Here is a 19,933-nt window from a genome sequence, read left to right on the forward strand (position 1 = left end):
CTGCTCGCGGCACCCGGCGCGGCGGCCCGGCCCGATCGGTTTCCCCGGAGGGGGCGGCGGTGCCGCCCCGGCACGGGAGTGCCCACCCGGATCCCGTCCGGCCCGCGCGGCATCCGCCCGACTCCGGGTCGTGGCTGCCGCTGGTGCAACTCCCGTTCGCAGGAGTGAAGTTACTTTCGAGCCAACCGAAGCCTCAACGCAGAGCCGGTCACTTCACTCGTAAGGGTGATCAAGGCGTGGTTTCGAATTCGTACGAGAACCCTGCTGTGAGTAACGGGTGCCCGGCGCGCGGCCGCGTACGGAGCGCGCGGGCCCGTCGGGCGCCTCCCGTCACAGATTGACGCGCACCCGTACGCCCACAGCTCCCGCGTCCGAACAGCCGCGGCGACTCCCCCGGCAGCCCGCCGAACGGCCGAGGCCCGACCGCGCCCGCGCGCACGGTAGTCTCGACAGGTGCCGAAACTGTCCGACGTCATCACCGCGCTCGAAGAGGTCTACCCGCCGCAGTGGGCGGAGTCCTGGGACGCCGTCGGCCTGGTCTGCGGGGACCCTCAGGCCGAGGTCGACCGCGTGCTCTTCGCCGTCGACCCCGTCCAGGCGGTCGTCGACGAGGCCGTGGAGTGGGGCGCCGACCTCGTGGTCACCCACCACCCCCTCTACCTGCGCGGCACCACCAGCGTCGCCGCCACCACCTTCAAGGGCCGGGTGGTGCACACGCTGATCACCAACGGCATCGCCCTGCACGTCGCCCACACCAACGCCGACCACGCCGACCCCGGCGTCTCGGACGCGCTCGCCGAGGCGGTGGGCCTGCGGGTCACCGGCCCGCTGGTACCGGACCCGACCGACCCGCTGGGCCGCCGCGGCACCGGCCGGATCGGCCTGCTGGAACCCCCGCTGACCCTCTCCGACTTCGCCGCGCAGGTGGCGAAGGGCCTGCCCGCCACCGCCGCCGGCGTCCGCGTCTCCGGCGACCCGACCCGGCTGGTCAGCCGGGTCGCGGTGTGCGGCGGCTCGGGCGACAGCCTCTTCGCCGACGTCCGGTCGGCCGGCGTGGACGCCTACCTGACCGCCGACCTGCGTCACCACCCGGCCTCCGAGGCCGCCGAGGCGGCGCCCGTCGCGCTGCTCGACGCCGCCCACTGGGCCACCGAGTGGCCCTGGCTCACCCTGGCCGAGCGGGCCCTGCTGGCCGTCGCCGACACGCGCGGCTGGGCCGTGGAGACCAAGGTCTCCCACCGGGTCACCGACCCGTGGACCGCGCACGCCCCCATGTCCTTCACCGCCTGACCCGATTCACAGGAGCTCTCCGCTTGAACGCCGCGCCCGCCGACCAGATCCGCCTGCTCGACCTCCAGGCCATCGACTCGAAGCTCGACCAGCTGGCCCACCGGCGCCGGAGCCTGCCCGAGCACGCCGAGATCGACAAGGCCACCGCCGACCACACCGCGCTCAAGGACCTCGTCGTCGCCGCCGAGGCCCAGAAGGGCGACACCGCCCGCGAGCTGACCAAGGCCGAGCAGGACGTCGAGCAGGTCCGCTCCCGTGCCGCCCGCAACCAGCAGCGCCTGGACTCCGGCGCGATCACCTCGCCGAAGGACCTGGAGAACCTCCAGCACGAGATCGGCTCGCTCGCCAAGCGCCAGGGCGACCTGGAGGAGGTCGTGCTGGAGATCATGGAGCGCCAGGAGAGCGCCAACACCCGGGTCGAGGAGCTGTCCGCCCGCCTGGAGCACTCCACCATCGTGCTCAAGGAGGCCGAGGGCCGCCGCGACGCCTCCTTCGCCGAGATCGACGGCGAGGCCGACAAGGTCAAGCGCGACCGCGAGACCGTCGCCACCGTCATCCCCGCCGACCTGCTGAAGGTGTACGCCAAGCTGCGCGAGACCCAGGGCGGCGTCGGCGCGGCCCGCCTCTACCAGCGCCGCTGCGAGGGCTGCCGCACCGAGTTCTCCATCACCGAGCTGAACGCCATCAAGGCCGAGCCGGCCGACAAGGTGGTCCGTTGCGAGAACTGCTCGCGGATCCTGGTCCGCACCTCCGACTCGGGCGTCTGAGCCGGTGACGGCGCGTTTCGTCGTCGAGGCTGACGGCGGGTCCCGGGGCAACCCGGGGCCGGCCGGCTACGGCGCGGTGGTCCGTGACGGGGACACCGGGCAGATCGTCGCCGAGGCCGCCGAGTTCATCGGCCACGCCACCAACAACGTGGCCGAGTACAAGGGCCTGATCGCCGGGCTCAAGGCGGCCCGCGAGCTGGACCCGGACGCCTCGGTGGACGTCCGGATGGACTCCAAGCTGGTCGTCGAGCAGATGTCCGGGCGCTGGAAGATCAAGCACCCGGACATGCAGCCGCTCGCCGCCGAGGCGCGCACCGTCTTCCCGCGCGCCCGGGTCACGTACACCTGGATCCCGCGCGAGCGGAACAAGGACGCCGACCGGCTGGCCAACGAGGCGATGGACGCGGGCAAGGCCGGGCGCCAGTGGGAGCCCCGCAAGCCGGCGGCCGCCGTCGAGGAACCCCCGCTGGAGACCGCCGCGCCCAAGGCCGGCTGGGCGGCCCCGGCCGACCTCGGAACCCCCACCACCTTCGTCCTGCTGCGTCACGGCGAGACCCCGCTCACCCCGGAGAAGCGCTTCTCCGGCAGCGGCGGCAGCGACCCGGAGCTCTCCGACAAGGGCCGCTGGCAGGCCGAGCGGGCCGCCGAGGCGCTGGCCGCGCGCGGCAGCGTCCAGGCGGTCGTCGCCTCCCCGATGCGCCGCACCCGGCAGACCGCCGAGACCGTCGCCGCCCGGCTCGGCCTGGAGGTCCGGTACGAGGACGGGCTGCGCGAGGTCGACTTCGGCGACTGGGAGGGCCTGACCTTCGCCGAGGTGAGGGAGCGGTACCCGGACGACCTGACCGCCTGGCTCGGCTCCGCCAAGGCCAGGCCGACCGGCAGCGGCGAGAGCTTCACCACGCTCACCCACCGGGCCGGCGTCGCCCGGGACAAGATCCTCGCCCGGTACGCGGGGAAGACCGTCCTGGTGGTCTCGCACGTCAGCCCGATCAAGACCCTGGTCCGGCTGGCGATCGGCGCCCCGCCGGATTCCATGTACCGGATGGAGCTGTCCGCCGCCTCGATCTGCGCCGTCCAGTACTACGCGGACGGCAACGCCTCGCTGCGGCTGCTCAACGACACCTCGCACCTGCGCTGACCCGCCGGTCACGGACGTGCTCAGTGCACGTCCGTGACCACCACGTCCAGCTGCCACGGCTTGCGCGCCGTGCCCTCCGCCGCGAGCTCGACCTGGTGGCCCAGCTCCAGCAGCGCGTCCATCAGCTCGCCGGGGGTCTTCGGCTCTGCCCCGGCGAGCAGCAGGTCCCGGACGATCCGGCCCTTGGTCGCCTTGTTGAAGTGGCTGACCACGGTGCGCTTGCCGTCGCGCTCCTGGAGCACCCGGACGGTCGCGGTCCGGGAGGCCACCTCGCCGGCCGGCTTCCACGCCGCCGCGTACGCGGAGCTGCGCAGGTCCAGCACCAGCCCGTCCGCGACCTCCGGGAGCACGGGAGCCGTCACGCTCCGCCAATACGCGCCGAGCGCCCCCAGCTCCGGGAGCTTCACGCCCATCGAGCAGCGGTAGGACGGGATCCGGTCGGAGATCCGCACGGCGCCCCAGAGGCCGGAGAAGACCAGCAGCGAGCGCTCGGCCCGGTCGTACGCGGCGGCGTCCAGGGTGGCCAGGCCGAGGTTGTCGAACAGCACCCCGGTGTACACCTCGCCCGCCGGGCGGGCCCCGGCCGTCGGCAGTCCGGCGTTCTTGGCGATCTCGCCGCGCAGGCCGGGGGAGAGACCGAGCACCTCGGCGGCGGTGTCCTCGTCGCCCCGGCACAGGCGCACCAGCGCGTCCAGTACCGCGCCGCGCGCCGCCGTCAGCCCGGGCAGCGACAGCCGCTCCAGCGCCACCGGTCCGCCGTCCCCGGATCCGGCCTTGCCCTCCGAGGGCGGCAACAGCATCAGCACAGCGGACTCCTCGACGATCTGTGGCACACGAACCCCGCAACCCTACTGCGCCCGCCGTACGGACCCCGTCCTCGCGACCGTCCCCTTGCCCTGGCCCCGCAGCGGGCGGGCGGGCGCGGCAGGCAATTCGGTGGGGCACCCGGGCGTTCACCAGTACGGTGAGCGGCGAGGAGAGTGAGTGCGATGACCCTGCGACCCCTGGACCTGGTGCCCGGCGACGACGACGCCGTGGAGGAGTCCCTGTCCGTGCGCCTGCCCGCCGGCCTGCCGGCCGAGACCCGGACGGCGCTGGAGTTCGCGCTGCGGGCGGCCGCGCAGGCGGTGATGGCCGGGCGGGTACGGGTGACCGGGGCGCCGGACGGCGCGGACACCGCCGAACTCGCCTTCGAGGTCCGCCAGTCCGACGTCCCCAGGGCGCTCACCGGGCCGACCGCTCCGGAGGCCGGTCGGGAGGCCGGTCGGGAGAGCAGGGCCGAGCGCCGGGCGGCCATGGTGGCCCGGATCCGCACCGCCAACGCGGAGACGCTGGAGAGGCTCAAGGACCTGTGACCGAGTACCTGGACCTCGACGACGTCACCTACCTCGCCGGCGGTCCGGAGACCGTCCGCGACCTCGGTGGCCTGCTCTCGGCGATCGCCCGCCCGCAGGCGAGCCTGTTCGGCGAGGACGCCTACCCGGACCTCTGGTCCAAGGCGGCGGCCCTCGGCCAGAGCCTGGCCCGCAACCACCCCCTGATCGACCGCAACAAGCGCACCGCCTTCGAGGCGATGCTGCTGTTCCTGGACTACAACGGCGAGCCGTACACCGACCCGCACCCGGACGACGCCGTGGCCTTCATGCTCCGGCTCGCCACCGGGGGCTACGACGACGCGGTCGCGCTCGCCGCCAAGGACCTGAAGTCCCTGCTGGGGCGGTGAGCCCCTTGCCGGGGCTCCCGGGCCGCGCCGCCCCTCCGGCCGGGGGCGGCGAGGCCCGGGACGCGCCACCCGGACGCGCCGCCAACCCGCCCCGGGCCGCCCCGCGGTGGGAGGATCGGTCCGTGCCCGCCCCCCAGCCCCGCGCCGCCGCCGCGCCCGTGCCTGCCCCCGGGCCCGCGCCCGGCTCCCGCCGCCGTCTGCTCGTCCTGGCGATCTGCTGCCTGAGCCTGTTCATCGTCGGCCTCGACAACACCGTGGTGAACATCGCCCTGCCGGTGATCCAGCGGGACCTGGGCGCCCCGGCGTCCGGGCTGCAGTGGATCATCGACGCCTACACCCTGGTGCTGGCCTCGCTGTTGATGCTGTTCGGCTCGGTGGCCGACCGCTTCGGTCGCCGCCGGGTGTTCCAGACCGGGCTGGTCTGCTTCGCGCTCGGCTCGCTGCTGTGCAGCCAGGCGACGAGCCTGGGCTGGCTGGTGGCGTTCCGGGCGCTCCAGGCGGTGGGCGGCTCGATGCTCAACCCGGTGGCGATGTCGATCATCACCAACACCTTCACCGACCCGAAGGAGCGGGCCCGGGCGATCGGTGTCTGGGGCGGCGTGGTCGGCATCTCGATGGCGCTCGGCCCGCTGCTCGGCGGTTTCCTGGTGGACGGCGCGGGCTGGCCGTCGATCTTCCTGATCAACGTCCCGGTGGCGCTCGCCGCCATCGCGCTGACCGCCCGCTTCGTGCCCGAGTCCCGGGCGCCCCGGCCGCGCCGGCTGGACCCGGTCGGGCAGCTGCTGATGATCGTGCTGCTCGGCTGCGGCACCGCCGCGATCATCGAGGGGCCGGCCAACGGCTGGACGTCCCCGCTGATCCTCGCGCTGGCCTTCACCGCCGGGGCCGCGCTGATCGCCTTCCCGCTCTGGGAGCGCCGGGTGGCCGAGCCGCTGGTGGACCCGCGGTTCTTCGCCAGCGCGCCGTTCACCGGCGCCACCGTCACCGCGGTCTGCGCCTTCGCCGCGCTCGGCGGCTTCCTCTTCCTCAACACCCTCTACCTCCAGGACGTCCGCCACTACGGCCCGGTCGAGGCCGGCCTGTGGACGCTGCCGATGGCCGGGATGATGCTGGTCTGCGCGCCGCTGTCCGGGCGGATCGTCGCGAGCCGGGGCCCGCGCCTGCCGCTGGTCGCGGCCGGGCTCGGCCTCGCCGCGAGCGGGCTGCTGCTGACCCGGCTCGCCGCCGACTCCCCGCCCGCCCTGCTGCTGGTCGCCTATGGGCTGTTCGGCTTCGGCTTCGGCATGGTGAACGCGCCGATCACCAACGCCGCGGTGTCCGGCATGCCGCGCGCCCAGGCGGGCGTGGCGGCCGCGGTCGCCTCGACCAGCCGTCAGATCGGCCAGTCGCTGGGCGTGGCGGTGATCGGCACGGTCGTCGCCTCGGCGGTGGTCGGGCCGGTCGCGACCGGCTTCGCCCGGGCCAGCCACGCCGGCTGGTGGATCCTGGTCGGCCTCGGCGGCGCCGTCCTCGTCCTGGGCCTGGTCACCACCACGGCCTGGGCGAGTGCGACGGCCGCCCGGGTGGCCGCCCGCCTCGGCGCCGAGCCGCCGGCCGTCCGGTCCGGTGTACGGGAGGCGCCGCCCGAGCGGCTACCATGACCACTACGGCGGAAGAGCCGGCCGGGCGGTCGCGACGGGTCCCAGACCCGCCGAGGAACGTCCGGGCTCCACAGAGCAGGGTGGTGGGTAACGCCCACCCGGGGTGACCCGCGGGACAGTGCCACAGAAAACAGACCGCCCACCGCTTTTCGTGGTGGGTAAGGGTGAAACGGTGGTGTAAGAGACCACCAGCGACCGGGGTGACTCGGCCGGCTAGGTAAACCCCACCTGGAGCAAGGTCAAGATCGGTGCCCTCGGGCACCGTGCGCGGACGTTTGAAGGCTGCTCGCCCGAGTCCGCGGGTGGACCGCACGAGGCTGTCGGCAACGGCAGCCCTAGATGGATGGCCGCCTCCCCGGGCCGCGCAAGCAACCCGGGAGACAGAACCCGGCGTACAGGCCGACTCTTCCGCCCCTTTCCCTCCCCGCCGTCCGGCGCGGGGCCCCGCCGGGTCAGGCGGGGCGGGCGCCGACGGCGTCGCGGATCTGGTCGCCGAGGCCGCCGTTGACGCGGGCGCAGTTGGCGCAGCAGAAGAACATGCCGGCGACTTCGACGCCGTGGCCGACGATGCGCACGTCGCACTGTTCGCAGCGCGGGGCGAGCTTCTCCATCGCGCACTCGAAGCTGTCGAAGGTGTAGGTGTCGCCGGTGACCGTCTTGATCTCGAAGGCCAGCCAGTAGTCGTTGCCGCAGGTGTCGCAGATGGCCATGGCGGCCGTCTCCTTCCGGTGGGGCCGTCCCGGCGGGGCGGCTCGCCTCCCAGTGTCGAAGGCCCGGTCGGCGGCGGCCACCCGGGGCGAGCGGCGGGGGCTCAGCCGGAGCGGGCGGAGAGGTCCTCCAGGGCGCGGACGGCGCGGTCGGCGTCGTCGGCGGCGACGAACAGGTGGTCGTGGTGGAAACCGGCCACCACGTTGCAGCTGATGCCCTCCTCGGCGAGCCGGCCGGACACCGCGGCGGTCAGCCCGACGGCCTCCAGCGCCGAGTGGATCCGCAGGGTGATCCAGGCCGCCACGTACTCGTAGCGCAGCCCGAGCGCGTCCGCCTCCTCCTGGGCGACCACCATCGTCACCCCCTCGGGTTCGGCGACGGTCACCACCGGCCGCATGCCGGCGGGCACCCGGGCGGGGAGCGTGCAGTAGACGTACCGCCCCGGGTTGAGCTGCGGGCTCATTGCGCGCAGCAGCGTCGCGAGGTCTCGTTCTGCGGCCATGCCCGCCACCGTAGCGGCTGGACGGGGGATGCGTCGTGCTCCGTGGGCGTGTCGGAATCCGTTGACGAGCGACAGTCACCGATATATCGTCGAGCTATCGAGACAGTAACTCGACTGCCTCGTCGAACCGTGGAGACGGAGGTGGGCGCGATGCGCTCGGAAGGTCAAGGAATGCGATTCCGCTGGGAAGGCCCGCGCGGAGGCGGCCCGGGCGGCGGCCGGCGCCGCGGCCCGGGCCCCGAGTTCCGGGGGATGCCCGGGGAGGGAGTCGAGGGCCGGGAGGCGTTCGGCGGGTTCGGCCCGCCGTTCGGCGGCGGCGGCCCCGGCCGGCCGATGGGCGGCCCGTTCGGGCACGGCTTCGGCGGCCACGGCGGCCGGCGCGGAGGCCCGCACGGCCGGCGCGGCGGCCGGGCCCGGCGCGGTGACGTCCGGGCCTCGCTGCTGGCGCTGCTCAAGGAGCGGCCGATGCACGGCTACGAGATGATCGCCGAGATCACCGAGCGGACCGGAGGGGCCTGGCGGCCCAGCCCGGGGTCGATCTACCCCAACCTCCAGCTGCTGGAGGAGGAGGGCCTGATCACCGCGCAGGAGGTCGGTGGCAAGCGGCTGGTCTCGCTCACCGACGCGGGCCGGGCCGAGGCCGACGCCGGGCCGGCCGAACCGTGGGCGGAGGCCGGCCGGGACGTCGACTGGGAGGCCGTCCAGGAGGTCGGCCAGGCACTCGCCGCCGTCGACCAGGCGATCCGGCAGGTCATGGCCACCGGCACCGAGGCGCAGCGCGCCAAGGGCCTGACCGTACTGACCGAGGCCCGCAAGAAGCTGTACCTCATCCTCGCCGAGGACGACTGACCGGCCCGGGGGGAGGACCCGTGGGAAGCGCCGCCGGGCGAACCGCGGGGGACCGGGACGGGCGGTGCCGCTGCCCGGGCGGTCCGGGGGAGGGCCTCGCGGGCCGCGCGGGCCTCACGGCCGGACCGTGAACAGTGCCACCGACACCAGCAGCAGCACCGCCCAGCCGAACCAGAGCCAGGCGTTCGGCCCGATGGCCACGCTGTAGAGGCACACCACCAGGAGCAGCACCCCGGTGACGCCCGCGACCTGCCGGTTGTGGTGCTCCACCGCCCGGGAGCGGCTCCTCGGGTGCCGTACCGTCCTCGCCATGCCGACCTCCCCGGGAGGCGAACGAAGGGCAACGCGCGACGGCGAAGCGCGCGGCCCGTCAGCCGGAGGCGCGGACGGTGGCCGCCTCGTCGTACTCGTAGCGCCAGAACCAGCTCAGGCCCCGAACCTGCTTGCTCCGGACGTACACCAGTGTGCGCGCGGCGGCCTCGCCGTGCGCGGGGACCGGAACCTTGTACTTCTTGGGCACGCCGAGTATCGGCCCCAGGGGGATGGGCAGGATCGTCCCGTCCAGGGGGCCGCCGACGAATGCGGTGTCCGCGCTCTTCATCCCCCCAGGGTCTCACCTCCGCGCCGGACCGGGACCGGGACCAGGGCCGGGGCCGTGCCCGGGGCGCCGGACGGGGGGCCGGCGGGGGAGCGCCGGGACGACCGGGGGCTCCCGGACGGGAGGGCGGGCGGGACGTCGCGTGCGGGCGGCGTGCCGGGAGTGTGCCCGGGGTGCGCCCGTGGGCGTCACCGCGAGTGTGACCGGAGAGGCACCGCCCCCGGTCATCCGGAGGCCCCCCGCACCCTTATCCTTCCTGTTACGCCCTCGGGGTCCACCCGGGTCAGCGGGCCCGTACGGGCCGGGCGAGGCGCGAATCCGCGCGCCCTCCGGCCGATTTGGCGCGGACAGCGTGCTGCCGCGACTGCGTACCGTGACCCGGGCGTCGGCCGCCCGGTGACCCCGGTCCACGGCCGGCAGGGCGCGGACGTCAGGGCCGAGCACCCCGGGAAGCAGTCGGGGGCGCCGTGCGTTGCGTCGAGTGGTACGTCGAACGCTGTGTCGCACCAGGCACGGCAGTTGCGCGGAAGGGGCCCGATGGAAGCCGGCAGCAGGTGGACGACCTGGTGGCAGAAGCGTGAACGTCAGCGGGCGGGGGGCGCCGACGACCCGGCCGCCGGACTCGATCAGCTGCTCGGTGCCGCGCGCGCCGGATTCCCGCTCGCGCCCGCCGCCCACCCGGCCGGCTACCGGTGCTCCTGCGACCGGGTGGCCTGCCCGGCCCCCGCCCAGCACCCGGTCTCCTTCGCCTGGCAGACCCAGGCCACCACCGACCCCGAGCAGCTCTCCCGCTGGCTCGCCCGCGACCCGCAGGCCAACTTCATCACCGCCACCGGCCGGGTGCACGACGTGCTGGACGTCCCGGCGGAGGCCGGACGGCTGGCGCTGGAGCGGCTGACCGCACTGGGCGTCGAGGGCCCGGTCGCCGCCGTCGGCGAGGACCGCTACCTGTTCTTCACCGCCACCCGCGGCACCCCCCAGGACGAGGACGAGTGGTGGCCGAGCGCGCTCGACTCCACCCCGGACACCATGTCCGAGCACCCCGGCCTGCGCTGGCACTGCCGCGGCTCGTACACCCTGCTGCCGCCGGCCGCGCTGCCGGACGGCTCCCACGTGAGGTGGCTGCGCGGGCCCGAGCAGCCGCTGCCGGACCCGCTGCGGGTGCTGGACGTGCTCACCGACGCCTGCACCGAGGTGGGCGCCGTCGCCGAGGAGCAGTGGCTGATCGGCTAGGGCGCCCGCCGGGCGGCGCGGGTCACGCCGGCCGTGCCCCGGTCACGGCAGGGTGAGGATCTCCGCGCCGTCCGCCGTGACCACCAGGGTGTGCTCGAACTGGGCGGTGCGCTTGCGGTCCTTGGTGACGACCGTCCAGCCGTCCTCCCAGATCTCGTAGTCGTAGGTGCCCAGGGTCAGCATCGGCTCGATGGTGAAGGTCATGCCCGGCTTGATCACCTCGGTGGCCCGCTCGCTGTCGTAGTGCGGGATGATCAGGCCGGAGTGGAACGACGTGTTGATGCCGTGTCCGGTGAAGTCCCGCACCACGCCGTACCCGAAGCGCTTGGCGTAGGACTCGATGACCCGCCCGATGACGTTGATCTGACGACCCGGCCTGACCGCCTTGATCGCCCGGGCGAGGGATTCCCGGGTGCGCTCGACCAGCAGCCGGGACTCCTCGTCCACGTCACCGACCAGGTAGGTGGCGTTGAGGTCGCCGTGCACCCCGTGGATGTACGCGGTGGCGTCGATGTTGACGATGTCGCCGTCCTGGAGCACCGTCGAGTCCGGGATGCCGTGGCAGATCACCTCGTTGATCGAGGTGCAGACGGACTTGGGGAAGCCCCGGTAACCGAGGTCGGACGGGTAGGCGCCGTGGTCGCACATGTAGGCGTGGGCCACGGCGTCCAGCGCGTCGGTGGTGACGCCGGGGGCGATCAGCTTGGCCGCCTCCTCCATCGCCCGGGCGGCGATCCCGCTCGCGATCCGCATCTTCTCGATCGTCTCGGCGGTCTGCACCTCGGGCCCGGTGTACGGCGTCGGCGCGGACTTGCCGACGTACTCGGGGCGCGCGATGTGCGCCGGGACCTTGCGGGTGGGGGACTGGATGCCGGGTACGAGAGCCATGCCGCGAGTCTAGTCGCCGGTCCCCGGGGCCCCGGGGGGTGTGCGGCCCGGGCCGGGGCGGGGAATGATCGGTACCGACCCATCCTTCTGGCCTTCTGAACGGGAGAGCGCCATGCCCCTCGGATTCAACCGCAAGCCGACCGGCAAACCCGGCGAGTGGTTCTACTGCATCAAGCACAACAAGGTCGAAGAGGGCCCGGAGTGCCCGGCGAAGGACCGCCTGGGCCCGTACGCCACCCCCGAGGAGGCCGCCCAGGCGCTGCGCATCGCCGACGAGCGCAACCGCGAGTGGCAGAACGACCCGCGCTGGAGCGACAAGCCGAAGGACGACGCCGAGTAGCCCGCCCGGTGCGGCGCCGAGCCCATGTGTACACCTGGGTCATCACGTACACTTGGGCTCATGACGCAGCCGTTGCCCAGGGAGTCGATCCGCGATGTCCGCGCGCACCTGGCAGAGGTCGTCGAGCGGGCCGACCGGGACGACGTACCCACCGTGATCACGCGCCGGGGCAAGGAGGTTGCCGCCGTCGTGTCGATCGAGGTCCTGCGGAAGTACCAGGAGTGGGAAGCGCGCGAGATCAACCGGATCATCGACGAGCGGATGGCCGATCCCGCGCCGGGCGTGCCGATCGAGGACGTCATGAGGGAGACGCTGGCCCGCAGTGAGTGAGTACCGCACCGTCTTCCGGCCGGAGGCCCAGGCCGAGCTCCGGAAGATCCCTCGTGACATGGCGCTTCGCATCCTGGCCAAGCTGACCGAGCTGGAGAGCGATCCGTTCGGCTCCAACACCACCGCACTCGTGTCGCAGCCCGAGCGTCGACGCCTGCGCGTGGGCGGCCACCGCATCGTCTATACGGTCGACAACGGGCAGGTGGTGGTGTGGATCGTCCACGTCGGCCACCGTTCCACGATCTACGGCACCTGACGGAAACACCGGGCCCCGCCCGGCGGGCTCGTCACGCCGTCGGGGCGGCCTCCCGTTCGGCGCGTTCGTGCTCGGCGCGGACGGCGGCGGCGTGGGGGTCGGTGCGGTCGTCGTAGCCGAGCAGCTTCGGGAGGGCGGCGGCGACCGCGAGCACGGCGACCACGCAGGCGACGCCGCCGGCCCAGACGGCGGCGCGCACGCCGACCAGCCCGGCCATGGTGCCGGCCCGGACCTGGCCGAGCTGCGGGCCGACGGAGTAGCTGAGCAGTTCGACGCCGGCCATCCGCCCGCGCAACTCGTCGGGGATGGACTGGTTCCACATGGTCGAGCGGGCGAGCCCGCTGATCTCGTCGGCGCCGCCGGCCAGCGCCAGGCCGAGCAGCACCAGCCCGATGTGCTCGGACAGTCCGGCGAGCGCCATCGCCGCGCCCCAGCCGACGGCGGCGGCCACCAGCAGCCGCCCGTGCCGGTGGACGCGGGAGGTCCAGCCGCTGGTGGCGCCGACCAGCAGGGCGCCGAGGGCCGAGGCCGCGTACATCGGGCCGAGCGCCCAGTCCGCCCCCAACTCCGAGGCCAGGAAGGGGAAGACGGCCACCGGGTAGGCGAACAGCATGGCGCAGAGGTCGATCGCGTAGGTGCCGAGCAGGTCCTTGCGGCTCCAGGCGTAGCGGACGCCGGTCAGCACCGCCCGGACGGACGGCCGTTCGGCGCCGGTGGGCGGCGGCACCGCCTTGATCCGGACGAGCAGCAGCAGCGAGACCGCGAAGGTGAGGATGTCCAGCGCGTACGCGGTCTGCACCCCGGCGAAGGCCACCACGACCCCGGCCAGCGCCGGACCGGCCACCGAAGCGGCGTTGTGGTACAGCGACCTGAGGGCGAACGCGGCGGTCAGGTGCTGGTGCGGGACGAGCCGGGGCAGGAGCGAGTCCAGCGCCGGGCGCTGGATGCCGTCGGCGGCCGCGACCAGTGCGGCGACCAGGTAGATCGGCCAGAGCAGCGGGTGCGGCAGCAGGGCGTTGACCAGCAGCAGCCCGGCCAGCAGGCCGAGCGCGACCTCCGCCCGCAGCACCAGCTTCCGGCGGTCCAGGGCGTCGGCGAGGGCGCCGCCCCAGAGACCGAAGACGATCAGCGGGACGAGTTCGACGGCGCCGATCAGGCCGACCGCGAAGGAGGAGCCGGTGAGCTCCTTGATCTGCATCGGTACGGCGACGAGGGTCAGGAAGCCGCCGAAGCTGGTGACGCAGCCGGAGGTCCACAGGTAGCGGAAGTCGCGGGAGGCGCGCCAGGGTGCCAGGTCGGGTGTCAGCGATCGCAGCAGCCTCCGGGCGCGCCCGGGCACGGAGGGATACGGGGGTTCGTCGACGTTCACGAACCGTCATCCTCGGACGGCGGTCACCGCTTCCGCAAAGGGTTTTCGGCCCGTCGGCGGTCGGGTCGCGCGCACCGGTGGTTCGGGCGCCCGGTTCACCAGCGGCTGATCGCGGGCGTCGAGGTCAGCCGTTCGGCGAGTCGGGCGAGCCGGTCCCGGACGGAGCGGCGGTGGGTCCGCTGCCCGGCGGCGACGCTGACCAGGTGCTGGGCGAGGTCGAAGGGCCCCTCGGCGTCGGTGCCGACGGCCAGCCGCTCGTGCGCGAGCTCGCCGAGGCCGCCGGGGCCGCCGGGGCCGCCGGCCGCCCCGGCGCCGGCCGGGGCGCCGCCGTCCAGCGCGAGCACGGTCGCGCCGCGCCGCCGGGCGTCCTGCACCCGCTCCAGCAGCGGGGCGCCGGCCGCCTCCGGGACCACCACCAGCACGGTGTCGCCGCGCCCGGCCCCGGTGAGCCGCCGCAGGTCGTGCAGCAGGTGGGCGGGGGCGCCGGCCGGCGGGCTGTGCCGCAGCAGGGTGGGCGCCAGCCGGGGGACGTCCGACCACGCGGCCTCGTCGTCCAGGTGGGCGGCCAGGTGCCAGGGCTCGTACGCCTCGGTGCCGACCAGCAGCAGCCCGCTCGCCCCGCGCCGTTCCACCGAGCGGCGCAGCGCCCCGGCGAAGCCGCCGACCGCCTCCAGCCAGCCCGTTCCCGTCAGCCGTTCCCGGAGTGCCGAAACTCTCACCGCGTCCATGCGGGCCAGGATGTCCCGCCGGGCCGGGGATTTGGCAGGATCGGCCCATGACTTCCCTCGATTCAGCGACAAACCCGGCCCACGAGGTGCCGGACGTCTCGCAGCTGGTGGTCGGTGTCCTCGGCGGCACCGGCGACCAGGGGCGGGGACTGGCCCTGCGGCTGGCCAAGGCCGGCCAGCAGGTGCTCATCGGCTCCCGTGACGCCGCCCGTGCCGAGGCCTCGGCGGCCGAGCTGGGCCTCGGCGTGCGCGGCGCCGACAACGCCACCGTCGCCCGGGAGAGCGACGTGGTGATCATCGCGGTCCCGTGGGACGGCCACGCCGCCACCCTGACCGCGTTGCGCGAGGAGCTCACGGGCAAGATCGTCGTCGACTGCGTCAACCCGCTGGGCTTCGACAAGCAGGGCGCGTACGCGCTGAAGCCGGAGGAGGGCAGCGCCGCCGAGCAGGCCGCCGTCCTGCTGCCGGACTCCCGGGTCACCGCCGCGTTCCACCACCTCTCGGCGGTGCTGCTCCAGGACGAGTCGGTGGAGAGCATCGACACCGACGTCATGGTGCTCGGCGACGACCGGGACGCCACCGATGTCGTGCGGGGCCTGGCCGGCCGCATCCCCGGGATGCGCGGCATCTACGCGGGCCGGCTGCGCAACGCCCACCAGGTGGAGTCGCTGGTCGCCAATCTGATCTCGGTCAACCGCCGCTACAAGGCCCACGCGGGCCTGCGGATCACCGACGTCTGACCGGCACGGGCCGTGTCGACCTCACCCCTGGACCGGCTCCGGAGGTGAGGTCGGCGACAATGGGTGGCGGCCGTGACCCGGCCGCCCGCACCCGTTCTAGGAGCCTCCCGCCATGCCTCGCACGTCCCTCTTCGCCCTGGCCGCCGTCGTCCTCGCGCTCGTGGCCCTGGTGGTCTCGTTGGTCCAGGGCTTCTGGCTGGGCCTGATCTGGCTGCCGCTGGCCGGCGTGGCCAGCAACGTGCTGTGGATGGACCGTCGCCGGGCCCGGATCGCCGCGGCCGCCGCCGAGCAGGGCTGAGGCCCTGCCCGCGGACCGCCGGTGGGGCTAGTTCTTCCAGAAGCTGAACAGGTACCGGCCGAGCGTGGCGTAGTCCTGGTCCACCCCGAACAGGCTCATCAGGCCGTGGACGATCCCGAAGAAGAACTGGTTCACCTGGGGCTGCCACAGCAGCGCGAACACCGCGAGCATCCCGTACGGCGCGAACGGCTCGATGGCCCGCCGGGTCCGGTACGACAGCCAGGGCTCGACGATCCCGTAGCCGTCCAGCCCGGGCACCGGCAGCAGGTTCAGCACCGCCGCGCTCAGTTGGAGGAAGCCGAGGAAGCCCAGCGCGCCGGAGAACGGCGAGATGATCAGCTCGTGGCCCTCCCAGACCGCGTGCACGGTCGGGTCGTCCAGCCAGCCCGCGCCGATCGGGATCAGCAGCGCCGCCGCGATGAGCAGGTTGACCAGCGGGCCGGCCGCCGAGATCAGGCTGTGCTTGAGCCGGCCCTGGACGCGGTGCCGCTCGATCCAGACCGAGCCGCCGGGCAGGCCGATGCCGCCGAGGATCACGAAGACGATCGGCAGCACGAAGCTGAGCAGCACGTTGGCGTACTTCAGCGGGTTGAGCGTGAGGTAGCCCTTGGCCCCGACGCTGATGTCGCCGCCGTGCAGCGCGGTGCGCGCGTGGGCGTACTCGTGCAGGCAGAGGGAGACCATCCAGCCCGCGACCACGAACAGGAACACCCCGAACGAGGCGTTGCCGTAACCCTGGTGCACCGCCCAGCCGGAGGTGCCGAGGACGGCGAGGAGCGCCCAGAACACCGGGCTGATCCGGCGGTCCTCGCTGCGGGAGCGCGGCGTGGCGGCGAAGGTCATGGTCTGGGTGCTCCGTGGGGAGGGGAAGGCGGGCGGGCGCGAGCGGGTCGATCATGCCGGGCGGGCCGGTGACCGGACAAGCCGTCCCGGGTGAACGTCCGGGCGCGCGGTGGCGTTCCACCCTACGTGCCGGGGCCGGGAGGGGCCCAGCACAATTGTGCGGCCCTTCCCCCGGGCATCGACCAGAATGGTGCGGTGCACTACGGCATCCTCGGGACGACGACGGCCCACCACGACGACGGCACGCCGGTAGCGATCGGCGGCGCCCGGCTGCGGGCCCTGCTCACCGCCCTGGCCCTGCGGCAGGGCCGGCCGGTGCCGGCCGACCTGCTGGTGGACGAGGTGTGGGAGGCCGAGCCGCCGCAGGACTCCTCCGCCGCGCTCCAGACCCTGGTCGGCCGGCTGCGCCGGACCATCGGCCGGGACGAGGTCGGCTCCGGCCCGGCCGGGTACTGGCTGACCGGCCCGGCCACCGACCTCGCCGACTTCCAGCGGCTGACCGGTGAGGGCCGCCGCGCCCTGGACGCCGGGGACCACGCGCTCGCGGCCGAGCGGCTGCGCGCCGCCCTGGCCCTGTGGCGCGGCCCCGCGCTCGCCGACCTGCCGGACCGCACCGGCCCGGCCGTCCGGCTGGAGGCCCAGCACGAGGAGGCCCGGCGCCACCGGATCACCGCGGACCTCGGCCTCGGCCGGGCCGCCGAGCTGATCGCCGAGCTGGCCGAGCTGTGCGAACGGCAGCCGCTGGACGAGCCGTTGCAGCTGCTGATGATCCGGGCGCTGCACGAGAGCGGGCGGACGGCCGAGGCGCTGCGCCACTATGAGCGGACCAGGCGCGCCCTGGCCGACGAGCTCGGCGTCGACCCGGGGCGCGGACTCCGTTCCCTGTACGCCGAGTTGCTCGCTCCGACGGACCCGACGGACCCGACGGAGCTGACGGGCCCGGCGGCCCCGGCGGCCCAGGAGGGGCGGAACCCGGATCCCGCCCCCGCCGCCCCCGCCCCCGCGGCGCCCCAACTCCCGCGCCCCGGCGGCAACCTGCGCGGCCGGCTGACCAGCTTCGTCGGCCGCGAGGACGATCTCGCCGCGCTGCGCGCGATGCTGACGGATCGTCGGCTGGTGACCCTGACCGGCCCCGGCGGCTCCGGCAAGACCAGCCTCTCGACGGAGGCCGGCCGCGCCGAGCAGTCCGCCGGGGGCTGGCCGGACGGCGTCTGGGTGGCCGAACTCGCCCCGCTGGAGAGCCCGGACGCGGTGCCCGCCGCCGTGGTCTCGGCGCTCGGCCTGCGCGAGATCGTGCTGCACAGCACCAGCATGGTCGCCGAGGTGATCGAGAAGCGGGCCGAGGACCCGGTGCGCCGGCTGGTCGAGCACTGCGGCCACCGCCGGATGCTGCTCGTCCTGGACAACTGCGAGCACCTGATCCAGGCGGCCGCCGACCTCGCCGACGTCCTGCTCGCCGAGTGCCCCGGGCTGACGGTGCTCGCCACCAGCCGCGAGCCGCTGGGCGTGCCGGGGGAGACGGTGCTGCCGGTGGAGCCGCTACCCGACCCGGTCGCGCTGCGGCTGTTCGTCGAGCGCGCGGCCGCCGCCCGTCCCGGCTTCGATCCGCAGGGCGACCCGGAGGCCTGTGCCGAGATCTGCCGCCGGCTGGACGGGCTGCCGCTGGCCATCGAACTGGCCGCCGCCCGGCTGCGGGTGATGACGGCGCGCCAGATAGCCGACCGGCTGGACGGCCGGTTCGCGCTGCTCACCGCGGGCAGCCGCACCCTGCTGCCGCGCCAGCAGACGCTGCGCGCGGTGGTCGACTGGAGCTGGGACCTGCTGGGCAAGCGGGAGCGGGCGGTGCTGCGCCGGCTCGCGGTGTTCGCGGGCGGCTGGCAGCTGGAGGACGCCGAGGCGGTCTGCGCCGACGGCGTCGAGGTGGCCACCGGCGAGGTCGCCGACCTGCTGCTGTCGCTGGTCGACAAGTCCCTGCTGGTGGCCGACCTGGACGGGGCCAGCCTGCCGCGCTACCGGATGCTGGAGACCATCCACGAGTACGCGACCGAGCGCCTGGCCGCGTCCGCCGCGGACCGCGCCGCCACCGAGGCCCGTCACCTGGCGCACTTCCGCACCATGATCTCGGTCGCGGACACGCAGATCCACGGCCCCCGGCAGCTGCACTGGCTGGCGGTGCTGGAGCGCGAGCAGGACAACATCCGCGCGGCGCTGCGCCGGGCGATCGACCTGCGGGACGAGGATCAGGCGCTGCTGCTCGCCCTCGGCATGAGCTGGTACTGGTCGCTGCGCGGCTACAGCATGGAGGCGCGCACCTGGTACACCGCGGTCGGCGCGCTCGGCCCGGACCCGTTCGCCCCGGACGCCCCGCGGGCGGTGCCGCTGGAGCACAGCGTGTTCGTGTACGAGCCGCCGCTGTCCGCGCCGGTGGTCGAGGAGGCCCGCCGGCTGCTCGCGATGTTCCGGCTGATCGGGCTGTTCGAGGGCAACCTGGACGTCCTCGGTGACCCGGAGGCGGTCGAGGTCGCCCAGCGGCTGATGGACGCCTACACCCCGGACCTGCCGCAGTCCTACCGCTTCCCGGCGCTGATGCGGGTGTTCGGCGCGTTCCTGGCCGGCCGCCTGGAGGTGATGAAGGACCTGCTGGACGACGCCGTGCTCGGCTGCGAGCGGTACGGCGGGCCGAGCGACCTGGCGTTCATCCTGCAGGTGCGGGCCAGGATGCTGAACGACTGGCCGAGCGGCGCGGAGCAGAGCATCGTGGACGGCAAGCGCTCGCTGGAGCTGTACGAGCGGGCGGGCAACCTCTGGGGGATCTCCCAGGCGCTGTCGGCGCACGGCGAGTCGCTGGCCAACCGGGGCGAGTCCGCGGCCGCCGCGGAGGCGTACGAGCGGGCGATCGGGCTGGTCGAGGAGCTGGGGGCGCCGCTGGAGGTGCCGATCCTGCGGGTGAATCTGGGCACCGCCCTGCTGGAGCACGACGTGGACCGCGGCGAGCGGGTCGTCCGGGAGGCGCTGGCCTCGATCGAGACCCCGGGACTCAACCAGTCCACCACCGGGGCCCTGATGTTCGGCCACCTGACGCTCTGCGGTCTGCACGCCCAGCGCGGCGAGTTCGAGCTGGCGCTGGCCGAGCTGGACGAGCTGGACACGGTCCGGGTCGGCGGTTTCGCGCCGAGCCTGGTGACCGGGATGCTGCTGAGCGCCCGGGGCTGGATCACGGCCCGGGCCGGCGATCCGGAGGCGGGGTTCGAGCTGCTGCGCGACGGCTGGCGGCAGCTGCGGGCGGTGACGGCGGCGAGCGGCTTCGCCGAGCACATGACGGTCATGGTGGTGCCCGCGGTGACGGCGGTGCTGTGCAGCTTCGCCCGGCGCGACGGGGACCTGGAGCGGGCCCGGGCGGCGGCGGTGCTGATCGGCGCGCACGGTGGGCTGAACGGCCCCAAGGGCGGCTACCTGGAGCGGTCCGAGCGGGCGCGCACGGAGGCCGTCCTGCGGGAGCTGATGGGCGACGCCGAGTACGAGGAGGCCCGGGCCGGCGGGGTCGGGACGTCCCAGGAGCAGGCCTTCGAGCTGCTGGAGGGGCTGATCGGCTAGCCCCGGGCTCCGCGGGCTCCCCGGGCTCCCCGGGCTCCCCGGGCTCCCCGGACTTCCCGGACTTCCCGGACTTCCCGGACTCCCGGGGCTCCCTGGGCC

General features: G+C 74.3%; 23 protein-coding genes and 1 other RNA gene. 15 read left to right on the plus strand and 9 right to left on the minus strand.

Translation table 11 applies throughout. The features are described 5' to 3' along the window. Nucleotides 1–453 precede the first annotated feature (453 nt). From ACWGKU_RS34250 to ACWGKU_RS34260, 3 genes are read left to right on the plus strand one after another with little or no spacing between them, the layout of a single operon-like run. Complete coding sequence (locus ACWGKU_RS34250; protein ID WP_401052188.1) at nucleotides 454–1,290, plus strand: Nif3-like dinuclear metal center hexameric protein; 837 nt, start codon at nucleotides 454–456, stop codon at nucleotides 1,288–1,290. Between the two features lie 23 nt (nucleotides 1,291–1,313). Further along, nucleotides 1,314–2,057, plus strand: a complete 744-nt coding sequence (locus ACWGKU_RS34255) for a zinc ribbon domain-containing protein (protein ID WP_387689403.1) — start codon at nucleotides 1,314–1,316, stop codon at nucleotides 2,055–2,057. A 4-nt stretch (nucleotides 2,058–2,061) separates the two neighbouring features. Beyond that, nucleotides 2,062–3,195: a bifunctional RNase H/acid phosphatase gene (locus ACWGKU_RS34260; protein WP_452180904.1), complete on the plus strand. Its 1,134-nt coding sequence runs from the start codon at nucleotides 2,062–2,064 to the stop codon at nucleotides 3,193–3,195. A 20-nt stretch (nucleotides 3,196–3,215) separates the two neighbouring features. Here the strand turns inward: ACWGKU_RS34260 and yaaA are convergent, their stop codons facing one another. Next, nucleotides 3,216–4,001, minus strand: a complete 786-nt coding sequence (gene yaaA / locus ACWGKU_RS34265; protein WP_452180905.1) for a peroxide stress protein YaaA — start codon at nucleotides 3,999–4,001, stop codon at nucleotides 3,216–3,218. A gap of 183 nt (nucleotides 4,002–4,184) precedes the next feature. Between yaaA and ACWGKU_RS34270 the strand changes: the two genes are divergently transcribed. The 4 genes from ACWGKU_RS34270 to rnpB all read left to right on the plus strand — a co-directional run bounded on the left by ACWGKU_RS34270 (nucleotide 4,185) and on the right by rnpB (nucleotide 6,969). Next, a complete protein-coding gene (locus ACWGKU_RS34270) occupies nucleotides 4,185–4,550 on the plus strand; it encodes a hypothetical protein (protein WP_359896902.1) in 366 nt (121 codons plus the stop codon). After that, the gene (locus ACWGKU_RS34275; protein WP_359896904.1) at nucleotides 4,547–4,918 is read left to right on the plus strand and encodes a type II toxin-antitoxin system death-on-curing family toxin; all 372 of its coding nucleotides are present in this window, start codon (nucleotides 4,547–4,549) and stop codon (nucleotides 4,916–4,918) included. The genes ACWGKU_RS34270 and ACWGKU_RS34275 overlap by 4 nt, the downstream gene beginning before the upstream one ends. Nucleotides 4,919–5,076: 158 nt before the next feature. Next, nucleotides 5,077–6,558: a DHA2 family efflux MFS transporter permease subunit gene (locus ACWGKU_RS34280; protein ID WP_401055709.1), complete on the plus strand. Its 1,482-nt coding sequence runs from the start codon at nucleotides 5,077–5,079 to the stop codon at nucleotides 6,556–6,558. A gap of 13 nt (nucleotides 6,559–6,571) precedes the next feature. Then, nucleotides 6,572–6,969, plus strand: an RNA gene (gene rnpB, locus ACWGKU_RS34285) — RNase P RNA component class A. Nucleotides 6,970–7,010: 41 nt separating this feature from the next. Here rnpB and ACWGKU_RS34290 read toward each other — a convergent pair. Further along, nucleotides 7,011–7,268, minus strand: a complete 258-nt coding sequence (locus tag ACWGKU_RS34290; RefSeq protein ID WP_401056375.1) for a Prokaryotic metallothionein — start codon at nucleotides 7,266–7,268, stop codon at nucleotides 7,011–7,013. Between the two features lie 101 nt (nucleotides 7,269–7,369). Further along, on the minus strand, nucleotides 7,370–7,768 hold the full coding sequence (locus ACWGKU_RS34295; protein WP_401056376.1) for an ACT domain-containing protein: 399 nt from the start codon (nucleotides 7,766–7,768) through the stop codon (nucleotides 7,370–7,372). 171 nt (nucleotides 7,769–7,939) lie between these two features. Between ACWGKU_RS34295 and ACWGKU_RS34300 the strand changes: the two genes are divergently transcribed. Beyond that, nucleotides 7,940–8,617: a PadR family transcriptional regulator gene (locus ACWGKU_RS34300; RefSeq protein WP_452191690.1), complete on the plus strand. Its 678-nt coding sequence runs from the start codon at nucleotides 7,940–7,942 to the stop codon at nucleotides 8,615–8,617. 114 nt (nucleotides 8,618–8,731) lie between these two features. On the opposite strand, the gene ACWGKU_RS34305 is transcribed toward ACWGKU_RS34300, so the two are convergent. Both ACWGKU_RS34305 and ACWGKU_RS34310 read right to left on the minus strand, forming a co-directional pair. Continuing rightward, on the minus strand, nucleotides 8,732–8,929 hold the full coding sequence (locus tag ACWGKU_RS34305; protein WP_359896913.1) for a hypothetical protein: 198 nt from the start codon (nucleotides 8,927–8,929) through the stop codon (nucleotides 8,732–8,734). Nucleotides 8,930–8,987: 58 nt separating this feature from the next. Continuing rightward, entirely contained in the window at nucleotides 8,988–9,218 is a 231-nt protein-coding gene (locus ACWGKU_RS34310; RefSeq protein WP_452180816.1) for a hypothetical protein, read from the minus strand. 534 nt (nucleotides 9,219–9,752) lie between these two features. Here ACWGKU_RS34310 and ACWGKU_RS34315 point away from each other — a divergent pair. Then, entirely contained in the window at nucleotides 9,753–10,448 is a 696-nt protein-coding gene (locus ACWGKU_RS34315; protein ID WP_359896917.1) for a bifunctional DNA primase/polymerase, read from the plus strand. A 42-nt stretch (nucleotides 10,449–10,490) separates the two neighbouring features. On the opposite strand, the gene map is transcribed toward ACWGKU_RS34315, so the two are convergent. Then, nucleotides 10,491–11,336, minus strand: a complete 846-nt coding sequence (gene map, locus ACWGKU_RS34320) for a type I methionyl aminopeptidase (RefSeq protein WP_401049694.1) — start codon at nucleotides 11,334–11,336, stop codon at nucleotides 10,491–10,493. A 112-nt stretch (nucleotides 11,337–11,448) separates the two neighbouring features. On the opposite strand from map, the gene ACWGKU_RS34325 reads away from it, so the two are divergent. From ACWGKU_RS34325 to ACWGKU_RS34335, 3 genes are read left to right on the plus strand one after another with little or no spacing between them, the layout of a single operon-like run. After that, nucleotides 11,449–11,676: a hypothetical protein gene (locus tag ACWGKU_RS34325; protein WP_359896920.1), complete on the plus strand. Its 228-nt coding sequence runs from the start codon at nucleotides 11,449–11,451 to the stop codon at nucleotides 11,674–11,676. 60 nt (nucleotides 11,677–11,736) lie between these two features. Continuing rightward, nucleotides 11,737–12,006: a type II toxin-antitoxin system Phd/YefM family antitoxin gene (locus ACWGKU_RS34330; protein ID WP_401049696.1), complete on the plus strand. Its 270-nt coding sequence runs from the start codon at nucleotides 11,737–11,739 to the stop codon at nucleotides 12,004–12,006. Next, nucleotides 11,999–12,262 (plus strand): type II toxin-antitoxin system RelE family toxin, encoded by a 264-nt coding sequence (locus tag ACWGKU_RS34335; protein ID WP_452180815.1) that lies wholly within the window; start codon nucleotides 11,999–12,001, stop codon nucleotides 12,260–12,262. Before ACWGKU_RS34330 ends, ACWGKU_RS34335 begins: the two co-directional genes overlap by 8 nt. A gap of 31 nt (nucleotides 12,263–12,293) precedes the next feature. On the opposite strand, the gene ACWGKU_RS34340 is transcribed toward ACWGKU_RS34335, so the two are convergent. Both ACWGKU_RS34340 and ACWGKU_RS34345 read right to left on the minus strand, forming a co-directional pair. Further along, nucleotides 12,294–13,631 (minus strand): MFS transporter, encoded by a 1,338-nt coding sequence (locus ACWGKU_RS34340; RefSeq protein WP_401049698.1) that lies wholly within the window; start codon nucleotides 13,629–13,631, stop codon nucleotides 12,294–12,296. A 95-nt stretch (nucleotides 13,632–13,726) separates the two neighbouring features. After that, entirely contained in the window at nucleotides 13,727–14,359 is a 633-nt protein-coding gene (locus tag ACWGKU_RS34345) for a hypothetical protein (RefSeq protein ID WP_452191692.1), read from the minus strand. Between the two features lie 47 nt (nucleotides 14,360–14,406). Here ACWGKU_RS34345 and npdG point away from each other — a divergent pair, with 47 nt between their 5' ends. After that, the gene (npdG, locus tag ACWGKU_RS34350) at nucleotides 14,407–15,099 is read left to right on the plus strand and encodes an NADPH-dependent F420 reductase (protein ID WP_401049702.1); all 693 of its coding nucleotides are present in this window, start codon (nucleotides 14,407–14,409) and stop codon (nucleotides 15,097–15,099) included. Between the two features lie 112 nt (nucleotides 15,100–15,211). Next, nucleotides 15,212–15,397: a hypothetical protein gene (locus ACWGKU_RS34355; RefSeq protein WP_359896925.1), complete on the plus strand. Its 186-nt coding sequence runs from the start codon at nucleotides 15,212–15,214 to the stop codon at nucleotides 15,395–15,397. A gap of 27 nt (nucleotides 15,398–15,424) precedes the next feature. On the opposite strand, the gene ACWGKU_RS34360 is transcribed toward ACWGKU_RS34355, so the two are convergent. Continuing rightward, complete coding sequence (locus ACWGKU_RS34360; RefSeq protein WP_401049704.1) at nucleotides 15,425–16,240, minus strand: site-2 protease family protein; 816 nt, start codon at nucleotides 16,238–16,240, stop codon at nucleotides 15,425–15,427. Between the two features lie 195 nt (nucleotides 16,241–16,435). Here ACWGKU_RS34360 and ACWGKU_RS34365 point away from each other — a divergent pair, with 195 nt between their 5' ends. Then, nucleotides 16,436–19,834 carry an AfsR/SARP family transcriptional regulator gene (locus ACWGKU_RS34365; protein WP_452180813.1) on the plus strand — a complete coding sequence of 1,133 codons (3,399 nt, stop codon included), beginning with the start codon at nucleotides 16,436–16,438 and terminating at the stop codon, nucleotides 19,832–19,834. Nucleotides 19,835–19,933 lie beyond the last annotated feature (99 nt).

This window comes from Kitasatospora sp. NPDC054768 (assembly GCF_053612025.1).

Coding starts and splice junctions, on each gene's coding strand:
- ACWGKU_RS34295 (WP_401056376.1), bottom strand. CDS start 7,768: ATGGCCGCAGAACGAGACCTCGCGACGCTGCTGCGCGCAATGAGCCCG.
- ACWGKU_RS34345 (WP_452191692.1), bottom strand. CDS start 14,359: ATGGACGCGGTGAGAGTTTCGGCACTCCGGGAACGGCTGACGGGAACG.
- ACWGKU_RS34270 (WP_359896902.1), top strand. CDS start 4,185: ATGACCCTGCGACCCCTGGACCTGGTGCCCGGCGACGACGACGCCGTG.
- ACWGKU_RS34305 (WP_359896913.1), bottom strand. CDS start 8,929: ATGGCGAGGACGGTACGGCACCCGAGGAGCCGCTCCCGGGCGGTGGAG.
- ACWGKU_RS34300 (WP_452191690.1), top strand. CDS start 7,940: ATGCGATTCCGCTGGGAAGGCCCGCGCGGAGGCGGCCCGGGCGGCGGC.
- map (WP_401049694.1), bottom strand. CDS start 11,336: ATGGCTCTCGTACCCGGCATCCAGTCCCCCACCCGCAAGGTCCCGGCG.
- ACWGKU_RS34325 (WP_359896920.1), top strand. CDS start 11,449: ATGCCCCTCGGATTCAACCGCAAGCCGACCGGCAAACCCGGCGAGTGG.
- ACWGKU_RS34355 (WP_359896925.1), top strand. CDS start 15,212: ATGCCTCGCACGTCCCTCTTCGCCCTGGCCGCCGTCGTCCTCGCGCTC.
- ACWGKU_RS34310 (WP_452180816.1), bottom strand. CDS start 9,218: ATGAAGAGCGCGGACACCGCATTCGTCGGCGGCCCCCTGGACGGGACG.
- npdG (WP_401049702.1), top strand. CDS start 14,407: ATGACTTCCCTCGATTCAGCGACAAACCCGGCCCACGAGGTGCCGGAC.
- ACWGKU_RS34360 (WP_401049704.1), bottom strand. CDS start 16,240: ATGACCTTCGCCGCCACGCCGCGCTCCCGCAGCGAGGACCGCCGGATC.
- ACWGKU_RS34330 (WP_401049696.1), top strand. CDS start 11,737: ATGACGCAGCCGTTGCCCAGGGAGTCGATCCGCGATGTCCGCGCGCAC.
- ACWGKU_RS34290 (WP_401056375.1), bottom strand. CDS start 7,268: ATGGCCATCTGCGACACCTGCGGCAACGACTACTGGCTGGCCTTCGAG.
- ACWGKU_RS34315 (WP_359896917.1), top strand. CDS start 9,753: ATGGAAGCCGGCAGCAGGTGGACGACCTGGTGGCAGAAGCGTGAACGT.